This window comes from Streptomyces sp. NPDC037301, from assembly GCF_055602785.1.
Window position 1 is genome coordinate 181848 of record NZ_JBVJWD010000016.1, and the last position, 23818, is coordinate 205665.

At 70.6% G+C, this 23818-nt stretch carries 20 protein-coding genes and 1 pseudogene; 16 read left to right on the top strand and 5 right to left on the bottom strand.

Annotation, left to right across the window (positions count from 1 at the left end; genetic code table 11):
• Nucleotides 1-5: 5 nt before the first annotated feature.
• Complete coding sequence (locus ACZ7IB_RS25395) at nucleotides 6-788, bottom strand: PspA/IM30 family protein (RefSeq protein WP_093893567.1); 783 nt, start codon at nucleotides 786-788, stop codon at nucleotides 6-8.
• Between the two features lie 296 nt (nucleotides 789-1084).
• Between ACZ7IB_RS25395 and ACZ7IB_RS25400 the strand changes: the two genes are divergently transcribed.
• The 3 genes from ACZ7IB_RS25400 (at nucleotide 1085) to ACZ7IB_RS25410 (ending at nucleotide 3696) form a co-directional block, all read left to right on the top strand.
• Nucleotides 1085-1684, top strand: a complete 600-nt coding sequence (locus tag ACZ7IB_RS25400; protein ID WP_470916000.1) for a DUF3043 domain-containing protein — start codon at nucleotides 1085-1087, stop codon at nucleotides 1682-1684.
• A gap of 83 nt (nucleotides 1685-1767) precedes the next feature.
• Nucleotides 1768-2526, top strand: a complete 759-nt coding sequence (locus ACZ7IB_RS25405) for a class I SAM-dependent methyltransferase (RefSeq protein WP_470915954.1) — start codon at nucleotides 1768-1770, stop codon at nucleotides 2524-2526.
• A 93-nt stretch (nucleotides 2527-2619) separates the two neighbouring features.
• A complete protein-coding gene (locus tag ACZ7IB_RS25410; RefSeq protein ID WP_470915956.1) occupies nucleotides 2620-3696 on the top strand; it encodes a S1C family serine protease in 1077 nt (358 codons plus the stop codon).
• Nucleotides 3697-3826: 130 nt separating this feature from the next.
• On the opposite strand, the gene ACZ7IB_RS25415 is transcribed toward ACZ7IB_RS25410, so the two are convergent.
• The gene (locus ACZ7IB_RS25415; RefSeq protein WP_470915958.1) at nucleotides 3827-4036 is read right to left on the bottom strand and encodes a hypothetical protein; all 210 of its coding nucleotides are present in this window, start codon (nucleotides 4034-4036) and stop codon (nucleotides 3827-3829) included.
• Between the two features lie 127 nt (nucleotides 4037-4163).
• Here ACZ7IB_RS25415 and ACZ7IB_RS25420 point away from each other — a divergent pair, with 127 nt between their 5' ends.
• The 5 genes from ACZ7IB_RS25420 (at nucleotide 4164) to ACZ7IB_RS25440 (ending at nucleotide 10097) form a co-directional block, all read left to right on the top strand.
• Nucleotides 4164-5366 (top strand): bifunctional adenosylcobinamide kinase/adenosylcobinamide-phosphate guanylyltransferase, encoded by a 1203-nt coding sequence (locus ACZ7IB_RS25420; protein ID WP_470915960.1) that lies wholly within the window; start codon nucleotides 4164-4166, stop codon nucleotides 5364-5366.
• A gap of 62 nt (nucleotides 5367-5428) precedes the next feature.
• Entirely contained in the window at nucleotides 5429-6268 is an 840-nt protein-coding gene (locus ACZ7IB_RS25425; RefSeq protein ID WP_470915962.1) for a class I SAM-dependent methyltransferase, read from the top strand.
• Nucleotides 6269-6363: 95 nt separating this feature from the next.
• Complete coding sequence (gene cobT, locus ACZ7IB_RS25430; RefSeq protein ID WP_470915964.1) at nucleotides 6364-7476, top strand: nicotinate-nucleotide--dimethylbenzimidazole phosphoribosyltransferase; 1113 nt, start codon at nucleotides 6364-6366, stop codon at nucleotides 7474-7476.
• 84 nt (nucleotides 7477-7560) lie between these two features.
• Nucleotides 7561-9366, top strand: coding sequence for a phosphatidylglycerol lysyltransferase domain-containing protein (locus tag ACZ7IB_RS25435; protein ID WP_470915966.1), 1806 nt, complete (start codon nucleotides 7561-7563; stop codon nucleotides 9364-9366).
• Nucleotides 9363-10097, top strand: coding sequence for a hypothetical protein (locus tag ACZ7IB_RS25440; protein ID WP_470915967.1), 735 nt, complete (start codon nucleotides 9363-9365; stop codon nucleotides 10095-10097). Before ACZ7IB_RS25435 ends, ACZ7IB_RS25440 begins: the two co-directional genes overlap by 4 nt.
• Here ACZ7IB_RS25440 and ACZ7IB_RS25445 read toward each other — a convergent pair.
• Complete coding sequence (locus tag ACZ7IB_RS25445) at nucleotides 10040-10801, bottom strand: hypothetical protein (protein ID WP_470915969.1); 762 nt, start codon at nucleotides 10799-10801, stop codon at nucleotides 10040-10042. The genes ACZ7IB_RS25440 and ACZ7IB_RS25445 overlap by 58 nt on opposite strands.
• 88 nt (nucleotides 10802-10889) lie before the next feature.
• Between ACZ7IB_RS25445 and cobS the strand changes: the two genes are divergently transcribed.
• Nucleotides 10890-11669, top strand: a complete 780-nt coding sequence (gene cobS / locus ACZ7IB_RS25450) for an adenosylcobinamide-GDP ribazoletransferase (protein WP_470915971.1) — start codon at nucleotides 10890-10892, stop codon at nucleotides 11667-11669.
• Nucleotides 11670-11827: 158 nt separating this feature from the next.
• Here cobS and ACZ7IB_RS25455 read toward each other — a convergent pair whose 3' ends face one another.
• Nucleotides 11828-12658 (bottom strand): endo alpha-1,4 polygalactosaminidase, encoded by an 831-nt coding sequence (locus ACZ7IB_RS25455; RefSeq protein WP_470915973.1) that lies wholly within the window; start codon nucleotides 12656-12658, stop codon nucleotides 11828-11830.
• Nucleotides 12659-12915: 257 nt separating this feature from the next.
• On the opposite strand from ACZ7IB_RS25455, the gene ACZ7IB_RS25460 reads away from it, so the two are divergent.
• The 7 genes from ACZ7IB_RS25460 (at nucleotide 12916) to ACZ7IB_RS25490 (ending at nucleotide 23559) form a co-directional block, all read left to right on the top strand.
• Nucleotides 12916-14472, top strand: a complete 1557-nt coding sequence (locus tag ACZ7IB_RS25460; protein ID WP_470915974.1) for a leucyl aminopeptidase — start codon at nucleotides 12916-12918, stop codon at nucleotides 14470-14472.
• A 379-nt stretch (nucleotides 14473-14851) separates the two neighbouring features.
• Nucleotides 14852-16240 (top strand): dihydrolipoyl dehydrogenase, encoded by a 1389-nt coding sequence (lpdA, locus tag ACZ7IB_RS25465; protein ID WP_470915975.1) that lies wholly within the window; start codon nucleotides 14852-14854, stop codon nucleotides 16238-16240.
• Nucleotides 16241-16301: 61 nt separating this feature from the next.
• Nucleotides 16302-18113: a 2-oxoglutarate dehydrogenase, E2 component, dihydrolipoamide succinyltransferase gene (gene sucB / locus ACZ7IB_RS25470; protein ID WP_470915977.1), complete on the top strand. Its 1812-nt coding sequence runs from the start codon at nucleotides 16302-16304 to the stop codon at nucleotides 18111-18113.
• Between the two features lie 147 nt (nucleotides 18114-18260).
• The gene (locus tag ACZ7IB_RS25475; protein ID WP_093895367.1) at nucleotides 18261-18884 is read left to right on the top strand and encodes a GntR family transcriptional regulator; all 624 of its coding nucleotides are present in this window, start codon (nucleotides 18261-18263) and stop codon (nucleotides 18882-18884) included.
• Nucleotides 18885-19141: 257 nt separating this feature from the next.
• The gene (gene aceE, locus ACZ7IB_RS25480; protein WP_470915979.1) at nucleotides 19142-21811 is read left to right on the top strand and encodes a pyruvate dehydrogenase (acetyl-transferring), homodimeric type; all 2670 of its coding nucleotides are present in this window, start codon (nucleotides 19142-19144) and stop codon (nucleotides 21809-21811) included.
• A 193-nt stretch (nucleotides 21812-22004) separates the two neighbouring features.
• Nucleotides 22005-22976 (top strand): helix-turn-helix transcriptional regulator, encoded by a 972-nt coding sequence (locus tag ACZ7IB_RS25485; RefSeq protein WP_470915981.1) that lies wholly within the window; start codon nucleotides 22005-22007, stop codon nucleotides 22974-22976.
• A 61-nt stretch (nucleotides 22977-23037) separates the two neighbouring features.
• On the top strand, nucleotides 23038-23559 hold the full coding sequence (locus tag ACZ7IB_RS25490; protein WP_470916001.1) for a DUF4240 domain-containing protein: 522 nt from the start codon (nucleotides 23038-23040) through the stop codon (nucleotides 23557-23559).
• A gap of 23 nt (nucleotides 23560-23582) precedes the next feature.
• Here ACZ7IB_RS25490 and ACZ7IB_RS25495 read toward each other — a convergent pair.
• Nucleotides 23583-23705: pseudogene (locus ACZ7IB_RS25495) on the bottom strand (short-chain dehydrogenase); the annotation flags it as partial.
• Between the last annotated feature and the right edge of the window lie 113 nt (nucleotides 23706-23818).

Here is a 23818-nt window from a genome sequence, read left to right on the forward strand (position 1 = left end):
CTGCCTTAACTCTTGTCGAACCTGTGCGGGGACTGCGACGACTGCTGCTGCGCCGCATCCTGCGGGCCGCCCTCGATCGCCTGCTGCTGGGTGGAGCCGCCGGCCAGCTCGGCCTTCATGCGCTGCAGCTCCAGCTCCACATCCGTACCACCGGAGATCCGGTCCAGCTCGGCGGCGATGTCGTCCTTCGCCGTCCCGGTCGGGTCGTCCAGGGCGCCGGAGGCGAGCAGCTCGTCGATCGCACCGGCCCGGGCCTGCAGCTGCTGGGTCTTGTCCTCGGCACGCTGGATCGCCAGGCCGACATCGCCCATCTCCTCGGAGATCCCGGAGAAGGCCTCGCCGATCCGGGTCTGCGCCTGGGCCGCGGTGTAGGTGGCCTTGATGGTCTCCTTCTTGGTACGGAAGGCATCGACCTTGGCCTGCAGCCGCTGGGCCGCGAGAGTGAGCTTCTCCTCCTCGCCCTGCAGCGTGGTGTGCTGCGTCTCCAGGTCGGTGACCTGCTGCTGGAGTGCGGCGCGCCGGGACAGCGCTTCGCGGGCCAGGTCCTCTCGGCCGAGCGCGAGCGCCTTGCGGCCCTGGTCCTCCAGCTTGGACGACTGGCCCTGCAGCTGATTCAGCTGCAGCTCCAGCCGCTTGCGCGAGGTCGCCACATCGGCGACGCCGCGGCGCACCTTCTGAAGCAGCTCCAGCTGCTTCTGGTACGAGTAATCGAGGGTCTCGCGCGGATCCTCGGCCCGGTCAAGGGCCTTGTTTGCCTTCGCGCGGAAGATCATCCCCATACGCTTCATGACACCGCTCATGGGCTTCGCGCGCCCCCTTCTGACGGACTGAGCTCCAGCACTCCAACAGAACCCACAGTACGGGCCCTGCCTCTATTACCGCACTGTTCGAGCACAGATGTGCTCCTCCCCAAGGACGACTGCACCCGGTCACCGCTCCGGCCCAGGGAGTAGGTGGCGGTCAGGGAAACCGGTCGAGACGTCCGCGGCAAACCCATGGGGACACCTGCGAGGACGCAGGCTGTTGCCGGATCGTTCCCGACCGGCCTGGGGCAGCGGCGATCGAACCCGTACCCTTGGGCCTTGTGTTCCGTAGCCGTTCGAAGGAAGAGAAGGCGCCCACCGGCAAGGTGACGGCGGACCTCTCCAAGCAGCCCCGCGACCCGCAGGCCCCCAAAGGTCGCCCCACCCCCAAGCGCAGCGATGCCCAGTCGCAGCGCCGCCGTGCCTCCAGTGGCGCGCCGCTCGACCGCAAGGAGGCCATGAAGCGGCAGCGCGAAGCGCGCCGTGTGGACATGGCCAAGCAGCGTGAGGCGCTCGCCAGTGGCGACGAGCGCTATCTACCGGCTCGCGACAAGGGCCCGGTGCGGCGCTTCGTCCGCGATTACGTGGACTCGCGTTTCTGCATCGCGGAGTTCTTCCTGCCGCTCGCCGTGATCATTCTGATCCTCAGCGTGATCCAGGTGCAGAACATCCAGACCATCTCGCTGCTGCTCTGGCTCATCGTGATCGTGCTGATCGTCATCGACTCGATCGGGCTCGCGTTCCGCCTGAAGAAGCAGCTGAACGAGCGCTTCCCCGATACGCCGAAGCGTGGCGCGGTCGCCTACGGTCTGATGCGTACGCTTCAGATGCGTCGGCTCCGGCTGCCGAAGCCGCAGGTCAAACGTGGAGAGCGGCCCTGAGTACGGATATCTCCGGCTCGGCCGGCGGTCCGTCCGCCGGCGCCGCCCCCGCCACCGTCACCGGATTCACGGGAGCCTCCTCGGTGTGGCTGAAAGGGCTCGGCGGGCTGCGCAACACCGTCCGCCAGGAGCTCGTCGCCCGGCAGATCGACGAGCAGATCGCGGCCCGCTTCCCGGTCGGGCAGCGGCTGCGCATCCTCGACGTCGGTATGGGCCAGGGCACCCAGGCGCTGCGCCTGGCCAGGGCCGGTCACAGCGTGACGGGCCTGGAGTCCGACGCCGAGATGCTGCGGGTGGCCCGTGAGGCGCTCGGCAGCGAGCCCGCAGGCATCCGTGAACGGGTCCGGCTCATCGAGGGCAACGGCCTGGACACCGGGGTGCACTTCCTGCCCGGCAGCTTCGACGTGGTGCTCTGCCACGGCGTGCTGATGTATGTCCGGGAGCCGGACGCGATGCTGGCCGGACTTGCCCGGATGCTGGCCCCGGGCGGACTGCTCTCGCTGCTCGTACGGAACGCCGATGCGCTGGCGATGCGGCCCGGGTCCGCCGGGGACTGGGACGCGGCGCTGACCGCCTTCGACACGGATGCGTACACCAATCGGCTGGGGCTCGCGGTGAGGGCCGACCGGCTGGCCGCGCTGACGGCCACACTCGCCGGCATCGCGGCGCCCCTGCACGCCTGGTACGGGGTGCGCGTCTTCACGGACAACGTGAGCAACGACGTGGAACTGCCGGCCGCCGACGAACTGGAGCGGCTACTGGCTGCGGAGGACCGCGCCGGACGGACCGATCCGTACCGCCGGGTGGCCGCGCTGCTTCATCTGTGCGGAGTGCGGGGCTAGAACTTTCCGGTACGCCGCCGGAGTTGTCCGGCGGCGTGCCCGATCGGCCGAACCCAACGGGCCCCCAATAGGGTTAAAAGTAATAATTCGGACATGGATGCATCCCACTCCCGCAGCCGTGTACGCCGCCTGCTGCTGCCTCTGACCGCAGGTGTCTGCGCAGTCGCCCTGGTGAGCGGCTGCTCGGACGCGAACTCCGATTCTCCGACGGCCCAACCCGCCACCTCGGCCTCCGCTTCCCGGACCGTCGGCGATCTGCAGAACGAATACCAGGACGTGATCAAGAACGTCCTGCCGTCGGTCGTGCAGATCGAAGCCTCCAACAGCCTGGGCTCCGGCGTCATCTACGACTCCAAGGGCCATATCGTCACCAACGCCCATGTGGTCGGCGACGAGAAGACGTTCAAGGTCACCGTCGCCACCGGCGAGAAGGTGCTGCGGGCCTCGCTGGTCGCCGCCTATCCGGAACAGGATCTGGCCGTCATCAAGCTCGCCGACGTCCCGGCAGGGCTGAAGCCCGCGAAGTTCGGCGACTCGGAGAAGGTCGAGGTGGGACAGATCGTGCTGGCGATGGGCTCGCCGCTCGGGCTGTCCTCCAGCGTCACCCAGGGCATCGTCTCGGCGCTCGGCCGGACCGTCAGCGAAGGCCGCGGGGGCGGTGGCACGGGCGCGACGATCGCGAACATGGTGCAGACCTCGGCGGCGATCAACCCGGGCAACAGCGGCGGTGCGCTGGTCAACCTGAACAGCGAGGTGATCGGCATCCCGACGCTGGGGGCCATCGACCCGCAGATCGGTGACAGCGCGGCGCCGGGGATCGGGTTCGCGATCCCCGTATCGATGGTGAAGACGATCGCCGATCAGATCATCAAGAGCGGCAAGGTCACCGACTCGGGCCGGGCGGCGCTGAACATCACCGGACGCACGGTCGTCGACGACACCTACCAGCCGGTCGGGGTGGCGCTGGTCGGCGTGTCGAAGGGCGGCGCCGCGGACAAGGCGGGGCTGCGGATCGGCGATGTCGTCACCAGGCTCGGAGATGTGCCGGTCCCGACGATCACGTCCCTGTCGGAGGCGCTGGCCTCGGACAAGCCGGGCCAGAAGGTCACGGTGACGTATCTGCGCAACGGGGCGGAGAAGACGGCGCAGGTCACCCTGGGCGAGATCTAGCTCCCGGTCGCCGCCGTACAGGCCTGATCGGGGCCGTACGGGCCTGATGACCGCCGCACGACCCCGATCGCCGGCCGTACGGGTCGGAGACAGGCCCAGGCCCGTACGGCTGTTCACGCGCCGGGGCCGATCAGCCCTGGTCGGCCTGGAGGCTCATGGGGCCGTAGATCTTTGTCGTGTCGTCGAAGAGCGTCACCTGGTCCGCCCCGCCGTCGAGGAGTTCCTTCCAGTGCTCACCGATCCAGGACTCCGCATCGCCCTGCGTAGTGAATTCCTCCGGCTGCAGGGCCGGCTCCGTCTCCGTACCGTCGGACTTCTCGAACCGCCACGTCCACGCCATGTCCGCCTCCTGGGTCACTTTGCTGCCCGCAGCCTAGTGCCTCCAACCAGTGCGGGAACGGGTCCTGCGCCCGCCCGGACACCCCCAAGTCGCGCACCCGCTGCGCGGACGCGGGAGGATCGGAGACGTGGAACTGACTCTGCTCGGCACCGGAGCCCCCGACGGGCTGCCGCGGCCCGAATGTCCTTGTGCCGCCTGCGCCGCCGCCCGCGGTATGCGCTCGCGGGCCGCGACGGCGCTGCTCGTCGACGACGCGCTGCTGCTCGATCTCACCCCGGGGGCCGTGTTCGCCGCGGCCCGTGCGGGGCATTCGCTCACCGGCGTACGGCAGGTGCTGCTCACCCATCCGCACGACGGGCCCGCCGTGGAGCTGCCCGCCGGACTGCCTCCGGCGGGACGCGTGCCGGACGGGCGGGAGCTGACGCTGATCAGCGGTCACCGGGTGAGGGCGGTGCCGATGGACGCGCCGGGGACGGGTTACGAGGTGACGGCTCCGGAGGGCGCACGGCTGCTCTACCTGCCGCCGGGCGCCGCGCCCTCCGGTCTCGCGGACCGGGTGGCACAGCCCTACGACATGGTGGTCGGCGATGTGGTCGGGCGGCCGGACGCGGTGGCGCGGCTGCGGGCCGTCGAGGCGATCGGACCGACCACCGAGATCGTCGCCGTCCATCTGGACCATGACGCACCGCCCGGCGCCGAACTGGACCGGCGGCTCGCGGCGGCCGGCGCGCGGGCCGTGCCCGACGGGACGACGCTGGTGGTGGGCGAGTACCACTCGGTGCCGGACGTGCCGCGGCGCACGCTGGTGACGGGCGGTGCCAGGTCGGGGAAGTCGGTGGAGGCCGAGCGGCGTCTGGAGACGTTCCCCGAGGTGGTGTACGTGGCGACCGGTGGAGGCAGGGAAGGGGACGCGGAGTGGGTGGCCCGGATCGGGCTGCACCGGGACCGCAGGCCGGCCGCCTGGCGCACCGAGGAGACCTGTGAGCTGGTGGAGCTGCTGGAGTCGGACGGACCGCCGCTGCTGATCGACTGCCTGTCGCTGTGGCTGACGGATGCGATGGACCGGGTGGATGCCTGGGACGACGCGGCGTGGGCGAACGGCGGCGAGAGCGCGTTGCGGGAGCGGACCGCCGAGCTGGTCGCCGCGGTGCGTGGAACACGGCGCACGGTCGTCGCAGTGACCAACGAGACCGGCTCGGGCGTGGTGCCCGCGACGGCTGCCGGGCGGCGGTTCCGGGACGAGCTGGGCCGGTTGAACGCCGCTTTCGCCGATGAGTGCGAACAGGTGCTGCTGGTGGTGTCCGGACAGGTGCTGACGCTGCGCGGCTGACCGGGACTCCGGAACGCAGAAACGCAAGGCAGGAAAGGAACGCGAGAACAGGAGGAGCGGACATGGCACGTGTGCGACCGATGCTGAACGGGGTTCCGGAGACCTTGTTGTGGACGCTCTACAACCGGGCGTACGAGGCGGGGCAGCCCTATCCCGTGCTGGATGATCCGATGGCGCTCCGGTTGCTGAAGGATCTGGACTACCCCTTCGAGGAACGGTTCGGGCGGCCGAACGCGTTCCACTCACAGGCCCAAGGGCTGCGCTCGCGCTGCTTCGACCTGGCCGTGCAGGGGTATCTCGCCGACCGGCCGCAGGCCACTGTGGTCGCGCTCGGCGACGGTCTGGAGACCGGCTTCTGGAGGGTCGACAACGGCCTGCTGAACTGGCTGAGCGTGGAACTGCCCGAGGTCGCCGAACTGCGCCGGGCGCTGCTGCCCGCCTCGGACCGGCTGCGCACCCTGTCCCGTTCGGCGACCGATCTGTCCTGGCTGGACGAGGTCGAGGACCCGGAGGGCCGCGGTGTTGTCGTCACGACGCAGGGTCTGCTGATGTATCTGCCCCCCAAGGAGGTACGGAGGATCCTGGCGGCCTGTGCCGAACGGCTGCCCGGCGGCATCCTCGTACTGGACACGATGGCGCGCTGGCTGGCCAGGGGCACGGTGGCCGGCACGTCGAAGGCCGGCGGGATGACCATTCCGCCGATGCGCTGGGCAATGAACCCCGGCGAGCGGCACAAGCTGCGCAGTGCGCACCCGGGGATCACCGACGTGCGGGCGCTGCGGCTGCCGCGGGGGCGGGGCGCGATGGGCGAGCTGATCCGGATCCAGTCGCTGTTCCCGGGGCTGCGGACCCTGACGCCCGCGATGACGCAGCTGCGGTTCGGGGGCAGAACCTCGCGCTGACCAGGTGTCAGAAACGTGGCGGGTACTGTTCCGCAGTGAGCCCGCCGCCGGGCTCACCGGCCCACTCCACGTATCGACCCGCGAGGCAGACCCCCGTGAATCTGGACGACTTCTCCGACCTGATCGAACGCCCCGACGGCGGCGTACGGCGCGACGCCGAGGAACGGCGGGAGCGCCTGGTCGTTCCCCCGGGCGCCCTCGGCCGCCTGGACGAGCTGGGCGAATGGCTCTCGGCCGCCCAGCAGTCCGTACCGGTCAAGGCGATCGAGCAGCCGCGCGTGGTGCTCTTCGCCGGTGACCACGGGGTTGCCGAACTGGGTGTCTCCGGGCGCGCGGCCGGGACTGCGTACGAGCTGGTTCGGGCCACGTTGGAGGGTGCGACCCCGCTCGCCGTGCTGGCGCGCCAGTTCTCCGTACCGGTGCGGATCGTCGACGCCGCTCTGGACTGCGACCCCGGGCTGCTGCCCGAGTCGGTGGTACGTCACCGGGTGCGGCGCGGCAGCGGCCGGATCGACATCGAGGACGCGCTGACGGCCGAGGAGGCCGAGCAGGCGGTACGTCTCGGCATGGCGATCGCCGACGAGGAGGCCGACTCGGGCACCGATCTGGTGGTGCTCGGCGATCTGAGCGTCGGCGGTACGACGGCCGCGGCCACGCTGATCGCGGCCCTGTGCGGCACGGACGCCTCGGTGGTCACCGGGCGTGGCGGTGCGGGGATCGACGATCTGGCGTGGATGCGCAAGTGTGCGGCGATCCGGGACGCGCTGCGGCGGGCCAGGCCGGTCCTCGGTGATCAGCTGGAGCTGCTGGCCACGGTGGGCGGTGCGGACCTGGCGGCGATGACCGGGTTCCTGCTGCAGTGCGCGGTGCGCAGGCTGCCGGTCATTCTGGACGGTGTGGTCTCGTCGGCCTGTGCGCTGGTGGGGCAGCGGGCGGCCTTCCGGGCGCCGGACTGGTGGCTGGCGGGCCAGGCGAGCGGCGAGCCGGCGCAGACCAAGGCGCTGGACCGGATGGCACTCAACCCGTTGCTGGACCACGGCGTCATCGTGGGCGAAGGAAGTGGGGCATTGCTCGCACTTCCGCTTGTTCGGGCCGCGGCCGCGCTGGCGGCGGAGCTGCCCGAGCGTGCACCCGTCGCCGACGAGAAGGACGGTGCCGGCGAAGGAGCCGACGGAAGCGACGCGGACGGCGACGCGACCGACGGCTGACGGACCCGGCAGTGCTGCGGCCGCCGATCACCGGCCGCAGCACAGTCCCCTCATGCAGCGCGATGCACCATATGATCGCTTTTCATGGGAGAGGTCCGATTGGCCACCGAGGAATCCGGGCGGGGCAGCACCCGGCCACCGAGCACCGTCCGGTCACGCCGCAGCGCCGCGTTCGCCATCTGGTATCTGCGCGTCGTGTCGTTCATCAATTTCCTGAGCGCCGTCTGGGTCACTCTCGGCAACGATCTGCGCCGGCACAACACCGCGAACTACTTCACCCCGTACCTGCTCACCGCGGGCTTCTCCTCCGGGGTGGTCGCGCTCTTCCTCGCGGTCACCATGCGCCGCCGCAAGCGAGCCGCGTGGATCGTGAACATGGCGGTGAGCAGTCTTCTGCTGCTGCTCTTCGCCCTGGTGATTCCGTTCCCGGAGGTCCGGCAGTACCCGCAGAACTGGATCTCGCTGACGCTGACGGCCGCTTTCGTCCTGGCGCTCGTACTCGGGCGGCGCGAGTTCTACGCGAAGGGTGACCGGTCCAATCCGAAGCTGGCCGCCGTCGTCGCGGTCGGCGGGCTGCTGGTCACCTCGCTGATCGCCGCGGGCCTGGTCACCCTCACCAACACCGCGCGCGACGACTACCGCTCGTCCTTCCTGGACCGCTGGCGCTACGGCGCCCTGCGGCTGGTCTCGGTCGCCGCCAACGATGTCGATTTCCCCGGAATCACCACACCTGGCTGGGTCAATGTCACCATCAACATCCTCTCCACGCTGCTGCTGATCGCCGTCGTGTACGCGGCGTTCCGGGCCCGCCGGGCCGTCGACCCGATCACCCCCGAGGACGAGGCCCGGCTGCGGGCGCTGCTCGACAAGCACGGCGACCGCGACTCGCTCGGCTACTTCGCGCTGCGCCGGGAGAAGAGCGTCATCTGGTCGCCGACCGGGAAGGCCGCCGTCGCCTACCGGGTGGTCGGCGGGGTCTCGCTCGCCTCCGGTGATCCCATCGGCGACCTGGAGGCCTGGCCCGGAGCGATCGAGCCATGGCTGGCCGAGGCCCGCGAGCACGGCTGGATCCCGGCGGTGATGGGCGTGAGCGAGGAGGGCGGCACCGTCTACGCGCGGCACGGCCTCGACGCCCTGGAGCTGGGCGACGAAGCGATCGTGGAGACCGCCGAGTTCACCCTGGAAGGACGCGCGATGCGGACCGTCCGCCAGGCGTACAACCGGATCAGGCGCGCCGGGTACGAAGTGACCGTGCGCCGGCACGCCGACATCCCCGACGACGAGATGGCCGAACTGGTGCGGCGCGCCGACGACTGGCGCGACGGGGCGACCGAACGCGGCTTCTCGATGGCGCTGGGCCGGCTCGGCGATCCGGCAGACGGGCAGTGCGTGATGCTCGAATGCCGCAACTCGCCCACCGAAGAGGGCGGCGAGCCCGGCGAGTTGCGCGCCGTACTGAGCTTTGTGCCATGGGGACCGAACGGCCTCTCGCTGGACCTGATGCGCCGTGACCGGGACGCCGAGAACGGTCTGATGGAGTTCATGGTCATCGAACTCCTGCAGCGTGCCGAAGAGATCGGGATCACCCAGGTCTCACTGAACTTCGCGATGTTCCGGTCCGTCTTCGAGCGGGGTTCACGGCTCGGCGCCGGACCGGTGCTGAGGCTGTGGCGCTCCATGCTCAGCTTCTTCTCGCGCTGGTGGCAGATCGAGTCGCTCTACCGCGCCAACGCCAAGTACCGACCGATCTGGGAGCCACGCTTCATGCTCTTCGAGAAGAGCTCCGACCTCCTGCGCATCGGCCTCGCCGCGGGCCGCGCCGAAGGGTTCCTGGAGGCACCCGGTCTGCCCAAGTGGATGCACCGCTCGCATCTCGGGGCCGGTGGATGAGCCCCGTACGCGCGCTGGGCCGGGCGGCTCGCCGCGAGTGGGGTCCGCTCGCGGGGGCCGTGCGCGCAGGGCTCGCCGCCTCCCGGCTGGGGGCTGTCCCGATGGCGCTGGCTTCGGTCTGTCTGACGGCGCTGCTCCATGCGGTGCAGAACCAGTCGTGGGGCGCCGGGCCGGTGTGCGAGCTCGGGGCGGTGCGGGCCGAGGATCCGCTGTGGGAAGCCCTGCTGCGTACCCCGTTGTCGCTGTTCGTCCCGGCGCTGGACCTGCCGGTGTGGGGGGCGCTGGCGCAGATCCTGCTGGTGTTCGGGACCGCCGAGATCTGTCTGGGCCGGTGGCGCACGCTGCTGATCGCGTACGTCGCGACGCTGGCCGGAACGATGTACGCGCGGATCGGTGTCTCGATCGACCCCGAAGGGCTGTTCGGGCTGCCCGCGTCCGATGCCCGGATCATCGACACCGGCCCGTCGGCGGCGGTGGTCGGGCTGGCCGTCTACGTGTGTTACGTCTACCGGGCCTGGTTCACCGGGGCACTGGTGATCGCGGCGATGGTGGCCGAGATGATCTTCAAGAACAATCTGGCGGGCAAGGAGCATCTGGCCGCGATCGCCGCGGTCCTCGTGCTGTGCGCTGTCATGCTCCGCAGGGACCGGCGCCGGTCCCTGCGGCGCGGGGCTCAGGATTTGCGCCCGGGGGCCGGAACCCGGTCCGGCGCGCCGCCGATCAGGTCCTGAAATCTGCGGCGCGGGCCCACCCAGCGCACATCGTGGTGGTAGGCCCGCAGCACCGCCCGGGCGCGGGCGCGGTGGCGGTTGCGGTAGAAGCGCCTCGCCCACATCGAGGTCGGCCGGGCCAGCCGGATCGCCCCGATCAGCGCGACGAACGGGACGAGGGTGCCGACGACCGCGAGCCGCGCCTTGCCCTTGAACAGGGAGATCAGCACGAAGCAGAAGTTGACGGCCAGGGTCAGGACGACGCCGAGCCTGCCCTGCTGCTCGTCGCTGCTCAGCTCGTTCACGCCGAGCGGCGAGAACCCGGCCAGGACCAGCAGCACCAGCGCCGCGGTGAGGACCACGACCTCCACGCTCCGGCGGCCCTCCTCGGTCCAGTACACGTCGTCGAGGTGGAGGATCAGGGCGAACTCGTCCAGTACGAGCCCCGCGCCCATGCCGAAGATCACCGCACAGATCCCCGCCGTGACGCCGTGGCGTCCGCTGGCCACCGCCCCGAAGCCGCCGATGACGCTCAACACCACACCGGGCACCACATGGTGGACATGCACACCGCCGGGCGTGATGTTGCGGAACGGCCCCTTCCCCGCCCTGATCATCCGGGTGATGACCCGGGTGACGGCGAAGGTGAGCACGAAGGCGGCCAGGGCGAGGAGCAGCGGCAGCTTCCCCGGCTCGACGATGTTCTGATCGAACCAGTGACCCATGCCACCCACTCCCGATAAGTCGCTTTTGCCATTATCCGTCGCGTTATGCACAATCTATCGGCCGGTCACAGCGATTAGCCTGCGCGCCGTGACCTCCCTGAACATCCATGGCCTGCGTTTCGCCTTCGGCACCCTGACCGTGCTCCCCGTCCGCGTCACCCGCTGGGACCGCGATACCGCCCGCGCCGGGATGCTGTGCGCACCGCTGGCCGGCCTCGTCGTGGGGCTGCTCGCGGCGGTGCCCGGCTGTCTGTTGCTGCTGCTCGGCTCCGGTCCGCTGCTCGCCGCGGTCGCCTCCGCCGCCGTGCCGGCGGTGCTGACCCGGGGTCTGCATCTGGACGGTCTCGCGGACACCGCCGACGGCCTGGGCAGCGGCAAGCCCGCCGACGCTGCCCTGCGGATCATGAAGCAGTCGGACATCGGCCCATTCGGTGTGATCACCCTGCTGTTCGTGCTGCTGACCCAGGTCGCGGTCCTCTACCAGCTCTACGGGCAGGGCTGGGCGCACGGCGCGGTGGCGGCGGCCGTCGCCGCGGTCACCGCCCGGCTGGCGCTCACCCTGGCTTCCCGTCAGGGCGTACCGGCGGCCCGTCCGGAAGGGCTGGGTGCGACGGTGGCGGGAACGGTCACAGTCCGGGCCGCGGTGGCGGTCGGGGTCGTCACGGTCGCGGCCTGTGCGGGTGCCGGTGCGCTCCTCGGCGGGTACGGGGCGCTGCACCATGTCCTCGCCGCGCCGGCCGCCCTCGGCGTCGCCCAACTCCTGCTGCGGCACTGTGTACGGCGCTTCGGCGGGGTGACCGGCGATGTCTTCGGCGCACTGGCGGAGACGGCGGCGACGGCGGCCCTGGTGGTCCTGGCACTCGGTTAGGGCCTCTCGTTTGGATCATGCCGGGCTCGCGGGCCCTGGAACTGCGCCTCGCCGCGTTGTCGTCGGTCGGCATGCCTCCGCCATGCCTCCCTCCTCCGCCTTGCGATCCACAGCACCAGACCCCGCTCCCTGATCCGGCCTGATCCAAACGAAAGACCCTAGGGGCGGGCCTTCGGGCACTCCTGGCGCCACACACCCAGCTCGTACCTCTTCCGCAGCGAACTGAGCCCGAGCCGCTTCGACCCGGCGCAGAACCGGGCGACCGGCAGCTCGTACTCCACATGGAAGACGGCCTTGCCCGCCTTCACGAACGGTGTGAGGGCATCGCACTCCCCGTACTGCGCGCACTGCTCATTGACCGCGAAGTCGAAGTCCGGCTCCAGCTCGGGGATCTGGCCGAGGTCGTTCTTCAGACCGACGGCGAGTCCATGGCGGTGGGCGATACGGGCGATGAGCCGGTTGTAGCGCAACTGGTCGGCGGCGGTCAGCGGGAAGCCCGTGCGGTTCCGGTAGCCGTCCATGTTGTCGGGCTCCACCGCGTCGAAACCCTTCTTCGCGCACATCGCGATCCGCGCCTCCATCAGCGGCTCCAGGACGTCCGTGCGGCGGATGTCGAGCCACCGCTCCCCCGCCCAGCCGTTGCCCTTTCCCCGTACCGAGGCGGGGAACTTCCCGGCGTCCGGGCGGAACTCCTCCCAGGCTCCGGTGGAGAGGTAGCAGATCACCTTGCGGCCCCGGCGGTGCAGGTCGGTGACGGCCGAAGCCTTGTGCTCGAAGCCGTCGATGTCGTACACCGGGACGTCCACCGCGGGGTCCAGCCGGCCGGAGAGCTGCCACTGCCAGCCGGTGCCCGGCTCCGGCCGCCAACGGCCCGTGCCCGCGGGTTCCGGTGCCGAGGTGCAGCCGGCCAGCAGGGCCAGCAGAATCAGTACGGCGACCGGCAGCGCCGGTCCCGGCCGGATCACGCGTGCAGCTCCACAGGCGCGCATGGCTCTCCCCCGTCGGTCCGGCACCACCAACGACCCTACTTCCACGGCCCGTTCCAGCCGCACGGCCCGGCCCCGGCCGCCCGAAACCGGGGCATCGACGCCACCACGGTCCGCCGACGGCCCGCCGACGTGATCCCGCAGCAAAGGCGCGCGTAGGCTCATTCCTGGCACATTGCGGCGGCGTCTACGATGCGCCGGGCACGGTCGGCCCACCCCTCGACCGACAACGAACTCAACGGAAGCGAGATTTCACCACCGTGACTGCTCTCACTCTCAGCACTGCCGGTGCGGCGACGCTGCGCGCCGACGCACTCGTCGTCGGCGTCGCCAAGGGCGCTGGATCCAAGTCCGGGGACCTGGTCCTCGCACCGGGCGCCGAGGCCGTGGACAAGGCGTTCGACGGAAAGCTCGCCACCGTCCTGGAGGCCCTGGGCGCCACAGGTGCCGAGGGCGAGGTGACCAAGCTCCCCGCGCCCGCCGGCCTCAAGGTCCCGGTCGTCATCGCGGCCGGACTCGGCTCCGTCCCGGAGAAGGACGCGGCGTACGACGCCGAGGCGCTGCGCCGGGCCGCAGGCTCGGCCGCCCGTGCCCTGAGCGGTTCGAAGAAGGCCGGCTTCGCGCTGCCCATCGAGTCCGTTGAGGACGCCGAGGCGATCGCCGAGGGCGCGCTCCTCGGTGCGTACGCCTTCACCGCGTACCAGGGCGGCGAGAACAAGCTGGCGCCCAAGGGCAAGAAGAACGGCAACGGCCCGAAGCTGCCGCTCGGCGAGGTCGCCCTGCTCGGCGCCAAGGCGCGCGACAAGGCGTTCAAGGCGGCCGCCGAGCGTGCCGTCGCGGTCGTCGAGGAGATCAACCGCGCCCGCGACCTGATCAACACCCCGCCGAACGACCTGTACCCCGAGTCCTTCGCCGCCGTGGCCACCGCCGCCGGCAAGGAGCACGGCATCAAGGTGCAGGTCCTCGACGAGAAGGCGCTCGTCAAGGGCGGCTTCGGCGGTCTGCTGGGCGTCGGCCAGGGCTCGACCCACGGCCCGCGTCTGGTGAAGCTCGCCTACACGCACCCGAAGGCGGAGAAGACCCTGGCCCTGGTCGGCAAGGGCATCACCTACGACTCGGGCGGCATCTCGCTGAAGCCGGCCGGCCACAACGAGACGATGAAGTGCGACATGAGCGGCGCCGCCGCCGTGTTCGCAACCGTCGTCGCGGCCGCCCGTCTCGGCCTCCAGGTCAACGTCACCGGCTGGCTGGCGCTCGCGGAGAACATGCCGTCCGGCAACGCCACCCGCCCCGGTGACGTGCTGCGCATGTACAGCGGCAAGACCGTCGAGGTCCTCAACACGGACGCCGAGGGCCGGCTCGTCCTCGCCGACGCGCTGACCCGCGCCTCCGAGGAGAACCCGGACGCGATCGTCGACGTGGCGACCCTGACCGGCGCGATGATGCTGGCGCTGGGCAACCGCACCTTCGGCATCATGGCGAACGACGACGCCTTCCGTACCTCCATCCACGAGATCGCCGAGGAGGTCGGCGAGGCCTCCTGGCCGATGCCGCTCCCCGCCGACCTGCGCAAGGGCATGGACTCCCCGACCGCCGACATCGCCAACATGGGCGAGCGGATGGGCGGCGGCCTGGTGGCCGGTCTGTTCCTGCAGGAGTTCGTGGGCGAGGGCATCGCCTGGGCGCACCTGGACATCGCGGGCCCGGCCTTCCACGAGGGCGCGCCGTACGGCTACACGCCGAAGGGCGGCACCGGTTCCGCCGTCCGCACGCTGGTGAAGCTCGCGGAGCGCACCGCCGCCGGAGACCTCGGCTGAGGTCGCAGCCGACATACGGCCCCGGGCATACGTCCGGGGCCGTATGTGTTCCCCCGGTGGCATCGCGGCACGGATCCGACAGGTTTCGCTCTCAACGAAATCAGTAGGCCCTCCCGTCTCCCACCACCCTCCAAGGCCGCGCTGCGCGCCTATTCTTTTTATTTCTACGCAGCGGTAACCGCCCGAGACGAATGATCATCCGTCTCAGACCCGGGCCCCGCGTCCCGCCCACCGTCAACAAGTGCGAAGATGGGTTCTCGGCAGGACAGGGCCCCCACCACAGGGCCGAATAACAAAAGCGGCCGAACACCAGCCGACCGGCCGGTCATACCCCAGCGACGGGGCCCGGCGTACGGCGCACATGCATGGAGGACGTGACGTGGCGAACGACGCCAGCACCGTTTTCGACCTAGTGATCCTCGGCGGTGGTAGCGGCGGTTACGCCGCGGCCCTGCGCGGAGCGCAGCTGGGCCTGGACGTCGCTCTGATCGAGAAGGGCAAGGTCGGCGGTACCTGCCTGCACAACGGCTGCATCCCCACGAAGGCCCTGCTGCACGCTGGCGAGATCGCCGACCAGGCGCGCGAGGCCGACCAGTTCGGTGTCAAGGCCACCTTCGAGGGTATCGACATCAAGGCCGTCCACAAGTACAAGGACGACGTGATCTCGGGCCTGTACAAGGGTCTGCAGGGTCTCATCGCCTCGCGCAAGGTCACCTACATCGAGGGTGAGGGACGGCTCTCCTCCCCCACCTCGGTGGATGTGAACGGCCAGCGCGTCCAGGGCCGCCACGTGCTGCTCGCGACCGGCTCCGTGCCGAAGTCGCTGCCCGGCCTGGAGATCGACGGCAACCGCATCATCTCCTCGGACCACGCGCTGAAGCTGGACCGTGTCCCGAAGTCCGCGATCGTGCTGGGCGGCGGCGTCATCGGCGTCGAGTTCGCCTCGGCGTGGACGTCCTTCGGCACCGACGTCACGATCATCGAGGGCCTGAAGCACCTCGTCCCGGTCGAGGACGAGAACAGCTCGAAGCTTCTTGAGCGCGCCTTCCGCAAGCGCGGCATCAAGTTCAACCTCGGTACGTTCTTCCAGAGCGCCGAGTACACGCAGGACGGCGTCCGCGTGACCCTCGCCGACGGCAAGACCTTCGAGGCCGAGGTGCTGCTGGTCGCCATCGGCCGCGGCCCGGTGTCGCAGGGCCTGGGCTACGAGGAGGCCGGCGTCGCGATGGACCGCGGCTACGTCCTCGTCGACGAGTACATGCAGACCAACGTGCCCACCATCTCGGCCGTGGGTGACCTGGCCCCGACGCTCCAGCTCGCGCACGTCGGCTTCGCCGAGGGCATCCTGGTGGCGGAGCGGCTGGCCGGTCTGAAGACCGTTCCGATCGACTACGACGGTGTCCCGCGGGTGACGTACTGCCACCCCGAGGTCGCCTCCGTGGGCATCACCGAGGCCAAGGCCAAGGAGCTCTACGGCGCGGACAAGGTCGTCGCCCTGAAGTACAACCTCGCGGGCAACGGCAAGAGCAAGATCCTCAAGACCGCGGGCGAGATCAAGCTCGTCCAGGTCAAGGACGGTGCCGTGGTCGGCGTCCACATGGTCGGTGACCGTATGGGCGAGCAGGTCGGCGAGGCCCAGCTGATCTACAACTGGGAGGCGCTGCCGGCCGAGGTCGCGCAGCTCATCCACGCCCACCCGACCCAGAGCGAGGCGCTCGGCGAGGCCCACCTGGCCCTGGCCGGCAAGCCCCTGCACTCCCACGACTGATCAGTCGACCGGGCGCGACGACCGACCTACTTCCGCACTTTCGTAAGGAGCAACTGAAACCATGTCGGTTTCCGTAACCCTTCCGGCGCTCGGCGAGAGCGTCACCGAGGGCACTGTCACCCGCTGGCTGAAGGCCGAGGGCGAGCGCGTCGAGGCCGACGAGCCGTTGCTCGAGGTTTCGACCGACAAGGTCGACACCGAGATCCCGGCCCCCGCGGCCGGCATCCTCGCCGCCATCAAGGTCGCCGAGGACGAGACCGTCGAGGTCGGCGCCGAGCTGGCCGTCATCGACGACGGCACGGGTGCGCCCGCTGCGGCCCCGGCCGCCGAGCCCGTGGCCGTCCCGGCCCCGGCGCCGGTCGCCGAGGCCCCCGCTGCCGCTGCTCCGGCCCCCGTGGCCGAGGCTCCGGCCGCGGCCGCACCGGCCGGTGGCGCCGCCGGTACCGATGTCACCCTCCCGGCGCTCGGCGAGAGCGTCACCGAGGGCACCGTCACCCGCTGGCTGAAGGAGGTCGGCGAGGAGGTCACGGAGGACGAGCCCCTCCTCGAGGTCTCCACGGACAAGGTCGACACCGAGATCCCGGCCCCGGTTTCCGGTGTGCTGCTGGAGATCGTCGTCGCCGAGGACGAGACCGCCGAGGTCGGCGCCAAGCTCGCCGTCATCGGTGCCGCCGGTGCCGCTCCGGTGGCTGCCCCGGCCCCGGCCGCTCCGGCGCCCGTCGCCGCCCCGGCCCCGCCCGTCGCCGCCCCGGCCGCCGCTGCCCCCGCACCGGCACCGGCCCCGGTGGCGCCCGCCGCTCCGGTCGCCGCTCCGGCACCGGTGGCCCCGGCCGCTCCGGCGCCGGTCGCCCCGGCCGCCCCGGCCGCTCCGGCGCCGGTCGCCGCTCCGGCTCCGGTCACCCCGGCCGCGACCTCCGGTGACGACGGCGCGTACGTCACGCCGCTGGTCCGCAAGCTCGCCGCCGAGAACGGCGTCGACCTGGGCGCGGTCAAGGGCACCGGCGTCGGTGGCCGTATCCGCAAGCAGGACGTCGTCGCCGCCGCGGAGGCCGCCAGGGCCGCCGCCGCTGCCCCGGCTCCGGCCGCCGCCGCTGCTGTGACTGCCGGAGGCCATGCAGCCTCGAAGGCGCCGAAGCTGGAGGCCTCCCCGCTGCGCGGTCAGACGGTCAAGATGACCCGCATGCGCAAGGTCATCGGCGACAACATGATGAAGGCGCTGCACTCGCAGGCCCAGCTGACCTCGGTCGTCGAGGTCGACATCACGAAGCTGATGAAGCTGCGCAACCAGGCGAAGGCCGCGTTCGCCACCCGTGAGGGCGTCAAGCTGTCCCCGATGCCGTTCTTCGTGAAGGCGGCGGCCCAGGCGCTGAAGGCCCACCCGGTCATCAACGCCCGGATCAACGAGGACGAGGGCACCATCACGTACTTCGACTCGGAGAACATCGGCATCGCCGTGGACGCCGAGAAGGGGCTGATGACCCCGGTCATCAAGGGCGCGGGCGACCTGAACATCGCCGGCATCTCGAAGAAGACCGCCGAGCTGGCCGGGAAGGCCCGCGGTGGCGGCCTGACGCCGGACGACATGTCCGGCGCCACCTTCACCATCAGCAACACCGGCTCGCGCGGTGCGCTGTTCGACACCGTCATCGTGCCCCCGAACCAGGCAGCCATCCTGGGCATCGGTGCCACGGTCCGCCGCCCGGTGGTCATCAACCACCCGGACCTCGGCGAGACGATCGCGGTGCGGGACATGACGTACCTCTCGCTCTCCTACGACCACCGTCTGGTGGACGGCGCGGACGCCGCCCGTTACCTGACCGCGGTCAAGGCGATCCTGGAGGCCGGTGAGTTCGAGGTCGAGCTCGGCCTCTGAGCACCACGGTTGTAACCAGCCTCACCAGCGGCGCCCCCGTCCGGATCACTTCCGGGCGGGGGCGCCGCCGTATTGTCTAGACACCACCGGTCGCCCCGGCAGCCGTGATGGCGCAGACAGCACCGGTTTGCCCCGAAGGAGCCCCTCATGACCCCGCCCGTCGTCCACTCGCTGCGCGAACAGATCCGCGAGCACATCGTGGACGGGATCGTCAGCGGGCGATGGAAACCGGGCGAGCGGATCGTGGAGCGCCGGATCGCCACCGAGCTGGAGGTCAGCCAGACGCCCGTGCGCGAGGCGCTGCGGGAGCTGGAGACGCTCCGGCTGATCGAGTCGGCCCCCAACAAGGGCGTACGGGTCCGCAATCTCACCGCGGCCGATCTGGAGGAGAGCTATCCGGTACGGGCCGGTCTGGAGCAGATCGCGGCCGAGCTGGCGGCTCCGGTCCTCGGCGAGGACTGCTCGCGCCTCGCGCCGCATGTGACGGCGCTCTACGAGGCGGACCGGCTGGCCGACGGTGAGGCGCAGGTGCGGCACACCGTGGGGTTCCACCGCGAGATGGTGCGGGCCGCCGGGAACGCCGTGCTGCTGCACACCTGGGAGGGGCTGGGCATCGAGGTGTTCACCGCCCTGTCGATCCGGTGGCTGGGCACGGTCCAGAAGTCGTACGCGGAGGAGCACGAGGCACTCATCGAGGCGTTCCTGCGGAAGGACCCGGACATCGGTGTGCTGGTCAAGGCGCATGTGCTCGGCTGCGCACCGCGCGCCTGAGGGGCGTACGCATCTGTCGTGAGGGACGCTCGCCCGTGCAGGCGAGCGCCCCTTTTGTGCATTAAATCCCGTCACTCCGTGCCCCGTTTCACGGCACCGAATGCCAATTTCTTCATATCGAGAAGTTTTTCCGTTCATCCTTTGATCGATCATCGATCGGCGACTTACAGTTCACTCCGCGGGCCCACCGGCCCCATCGCCCTGTCCTGCCAGTCAGGGCCTTTCTCCACCCCCCTCCACTCCGGAAGGCGGCGATCATGACCGACCCCGTAGGAAAGCTTCCGAGCGAGCTCGACCAGCTCCCGGACCGTGACCCCGAGGAGACCGCCGAATGGGCGGCCTCCCTGGATGCCGTCACCAAGGCCGCGGGCCCGCACCGCGCCGCGTACCTGATGCGCCGCTCGCTCCAGCACGCCGAGGGCGCCGGTCTCGCGCTGCCCAAGCTGCTGGAGACCGATTACGTCAACTCCATCCCGACCGCCGCCGAGCCCGCGTTCGACGGCGACCTGGAGATGGAGTCCAAGATCACCGCCTGGAACCGCTGGAACGCGGCCGCGATGGTCACCCGCGGCGCCCGGCACGGCGTCGGCGGCCACATCGCCACCTTCGCCTCGGCCGCCTGGCTGTACGAGACCGGCTTCAACCACTTCTTCCGCGGCAAGGAGGGGGACGGCTCCGGCGACCAGCTCTACATCCAGGGCCACGCCTCCCCCGGCATCTACGCCCGCGCCTTCCTCGACGGCCGGCTCAGCGAGCAGCAGCTCGACAACTTCCGCCAGGAGGCGGGCGGCGACGGTCTGCCGTCCTACCCGCACCCGCGGCGGCTGCCCTGGCTGTGGGAGTTCCCCACCGTGTCGATGGGCCTCGGCCCGCTCGCGGCCATCTACCAGGCGCGCTTCAACCGCTATCTGACCAACCGCAACATCAAGGACACGTCGAATTCGCACGTCTGGGCCTTCCTGGGCGACGGCGAGATGGACGAGCCCGAGTCGACCGCGGCCCTCGCCCTCGCGGCGCGTGAACAGCTCGACAACCTGACGTTCGTCATCAACTGCAACCTGCAGCGCCTGGACGGCCCGGTCCGCGCCAACTTCCGGGTGGTCCAGGAGCTGGAGGGCGCGTTCCGCGGGGCCGGCTGGAACGTCGTCAAGACGCTCTGGGGCAACGCCTGGGACGAGCTGTTCCAGCTGGACACCACGGGCGCGCTGGTCCGTCGGCTCCGGGAGGTCCCGGACGCCCAGTTCCAGACGTACGCCACCCGCGACGTCGCGTACATCCGCGAGCACTTCTTCGGCGCCGAGCCGGCGCTCGCCGAACTGGCGAAGCTGCTCACCGACGCGAAGATCGCCGAGTGCTTCTACACCTCCCGCGGCGGCCACGAAGCCCGCAAGGTCTACGCGGCCTACCGCGCGGCTCTTGAGCACAAGGGCGCGCCGACCGTGATCCTCGCTCAGACGGTGAAGGGCTACACGCTCGGCAAGGGCTTCGAGTCCAAGAACGCCAACCACCAGATGAAGAAGCTGTCCGTCGACGAGTTCAAGGACATGCGCGAGCTGCTCGGACTCCCGATCCCAGACAGCGCCTTCGCGGACGGGCTGGTGCCCTACGGCCACCCCGGCGCCGACTCGCCCGAGGTCCGTTACCTCCAGGAGCGCCGCGCCGCCCTCGGCGGCCCCGCCCCGGCCCGCCGGGTGCACGCGGTGGCGCTGCCCGAGCCGGAGGAGCGGGCGTTCGCCGCGCTGAAGAAGGGTTCCGGCAAGCAGGAGATGGCCACCACCATGGCCTTCGTCCGCCTGGCCAAGGATCTGATGCGGGACAAGGAGACCGGCAGGCGCTGGGTTCCGATCGTCCCCGACGAGGCCCGTACCTTCGGTATGGAGTCGCTGTTCCCCTCGGCCGGCATCTACTCCCCGCTGGGCCAGACGTACGAGCCGGTCGACCGCGACCAGCTGATGTACTACAAGGAGGCCAAGGACGGCCAGATCCTCAACGAGGGGATCACCGAGGCCGGGGCCATGGCCGACTTCATCGCCGCCGCCACGTCGTACGCGACGCATGGCGAGACGATGATCCCCTTCTACATCTTCTACTCGATGTTCGGCTGGCAGCGGACCGGCGACCAGATGTGGCAGCTCGCCGACCAGCTCGGCAAGGGCTTCATCGTCGGCGCCACGGCCGGCCGGACGACGCTCACCGGCGAGGGCCTCCAGCACGCGGACGGCCACTCGCACCTGATCGCGTCCACGAACCCCGCGTCGCTCAACTACGACCCGGCGTTCGCGTACGAGATCGCAGTGATCGTCAAGGACGGTCTGCGCCGGATGTACGGCCCCGAGGCCGAGAACGTCTTCTACTACCTGACGGTCTACAACGAGCCGAAGCCGCAGCCCGCGATGCCGGAAGGCGTCGAGGACGGCATCGTCAAGGGTCTCTACCGCTTCAAGGAGGGCACGCCCGCCTCGGCGGACGCGCCGCGCCTGCAGCTGCTGGCCTCCGGCACGGCGATCCACTGGGCCCTGGAGGCCCAGGAGCTGCTCGCCGCGGACTGGGGCGTCACGGCCGACGTCTGGTCCGCCACGTCCTGGGGTGAGCTGCGCCGCGAGGCGCTGGAGTGCGACGAGGCGCTGCTCCACGGTGAGCAGCGGGTGCCGTACGTGACCCGGGCGCTGGAAGGCGCACCGGGTCCGGTCCTCGCGGTCAGCGACTGGATGCGGCAGGTCCCGGACCAGATCAGCCAGTGGGTGGAGCAGGACTGGTCCTCGCTCGGCACGGACGGCTTCGGGCTCTCCGACACCCGTGATGCGGCCCGCCGCCACTTCGGTGTCGACGCCCAGTCGATCACCGTCGCGGCCCTGGCCCAGCTGGCCCGCCGCGGCGAGGTGACCGCGTCCGCGGTCAAGGAGGCCCGGGAGCGGTACGGGCTCTGACGCGTGAAGGCGGCCGGGTACGCCCGGCTGCCGCCTCGCCCCCGGTCGGGCGGAGGCTCTGTCCTCGATCGCCGGACGGGCTTGAAAATCAAGCTCGTCCGGCGACCGAGGACATCTTTTGAGCCCGGCCGGCGATCGAGGCCACCCCCGGGCCTGCGGGCCACAGCCCGCACACTGCGGCCACAATGGCCGCATGCGTGCTGCCCGTCTCATCAAAATGGTGCTGCTCCTGCAGTCCCGCCCCGCCATGACCGCCGCCGAGCTCGCCCAGGAGCTCGAGGTGTCCGAACGGACCGTCACCCGGGACGCGCAGGCACTCTCCGAAGCGGGCGTCCCGGTGTACGCGGACCGGGGCCGGGCCGGGGGCTACCGGCTGGTCGGCGGGTACCGCACGCGCCTCACCGGACTCGCCCGTAACGAGGCCGAGGCGCTCTTTCTCTCCGGGCTGCCGTCCGCCCTGCGCGAGATGGGCCTGGAGGACGCCGCGTCCGCCGCCAGGCTAAAGGTGTCTGCGGCCCTGCTGCCGTCCCTGCGCGACGCCTCGGACAGCGCCGCCCAGCGCTTCCACCTGGATGCTCCCGGCTGGTACCAGGAGCCGGTCACCCCCGAACTGCTGCCCGCCGTCGCGGAGGCGGTCTGGGACGACCGGATCGTCCACGCCCGCTACCGCCGCAGCGGCCGGGACGACGAGGTGGAGCGGGAGCTGGCCCCACACGGACTCGTCCTGAAGGCCGGGGTCTGGTATCTCTGCGCCCGTGTGGCGGACGACTTCCGGGTGTACCGGATCGACCGGTTCTCGGCCGTCGCGGTGTCGGACGAACGGTTCGAACGCGACGAGCAGTTCGATCTTCCTGGCTTCTGGGACGAGCGGGCCGCCCAGTTCGCCCGTTCGCTGCTGCGTACCGAGGTGACGGTACGGGTGACGGAGGACGGTGTACGCCGACTGCCGTACACGATGGACCGTTCGGCGGTCCACGACGCGCTGGACGCGGCCGGCCCGCCCGACGCACAGGGACAGCTCACCGTCACCCTGCCGGTCGAGTCCCTCGATGTCGCATACAGCCAACTGATGGCCCTGGGGCCGGAGTTGGAGGTCATCGAACCGGCCGCGCTGCGGGCGCGTTTCACCGCAGCCACCGAACGCCTGCGCGACCTCTATAGCTGAAGGCTTCTTTTCGCCGCGTCCGCGTGCGTCGCCCGCCGTCAAGGCCGATGCTTGTCCCGTGATGGACGAGACGGAGTTCTGGGAGATCATCGACAGCACCCGCGAGGCCGCCGAGGGCGACCCCGAGGACCAGGCCGATCTGCTCGTCGAACGGCTGGTGCGGCTCGATCCCGAAGCCGTGCTGGATTTCGCCAGGCACTTCGAGGCCCGTTACAACCGCGCCTACCGCTGGGAGCTGTGGGGCGCCGCCGCCGTACTGCTCGGCGGCGCGAGCGACGACGCCTTCGACTTCTTCCGCTGCTGGCTGATCGGGCAGGGCCGGGAGATCTTCGAGGGCGCTCTGCACGATCCGGACAGCCTCGCCGATCTCCTCGACGACTTCGACGAGGAGATCGACGGGGACGCCGAGGATCTCGGCTATGCCGCCGACGAGGCGTACGAACAGCTCACCGGCGTGGTCACCCCGGACCTCGGGCTGCCGCCCCAGACCTCCGAGCCGGAGGGCGCCCCCGTCAGTTTCGAGGACGACGCGGCGCTGGCCGAACGTTTCCCCCTGCTCTGGGAGCGGTTCGGCTCCGGCTGAACGCGCCCTGGGCCCTGCCCCCGTCAGAAGTGGGTTCCGCCGTCGATCCGGATCTCCGTGCCCGTGATGAACGCCCCGTCCTGCGATCCGAGCATCGCGACGACGCCCGCGACGGTGTCCGGGCTGGCGAAGCCTTCCCCGAGCGCCGAGCGCCGGAGACAGCTTCTTGACTTCCTCCCCCTCGTGAACGAGGGGGATTCCTACGGCTCGCGCCGTGGGGGTTTCTGCTTCATCGCCGACTGCCCGCCCGGAGAACTCC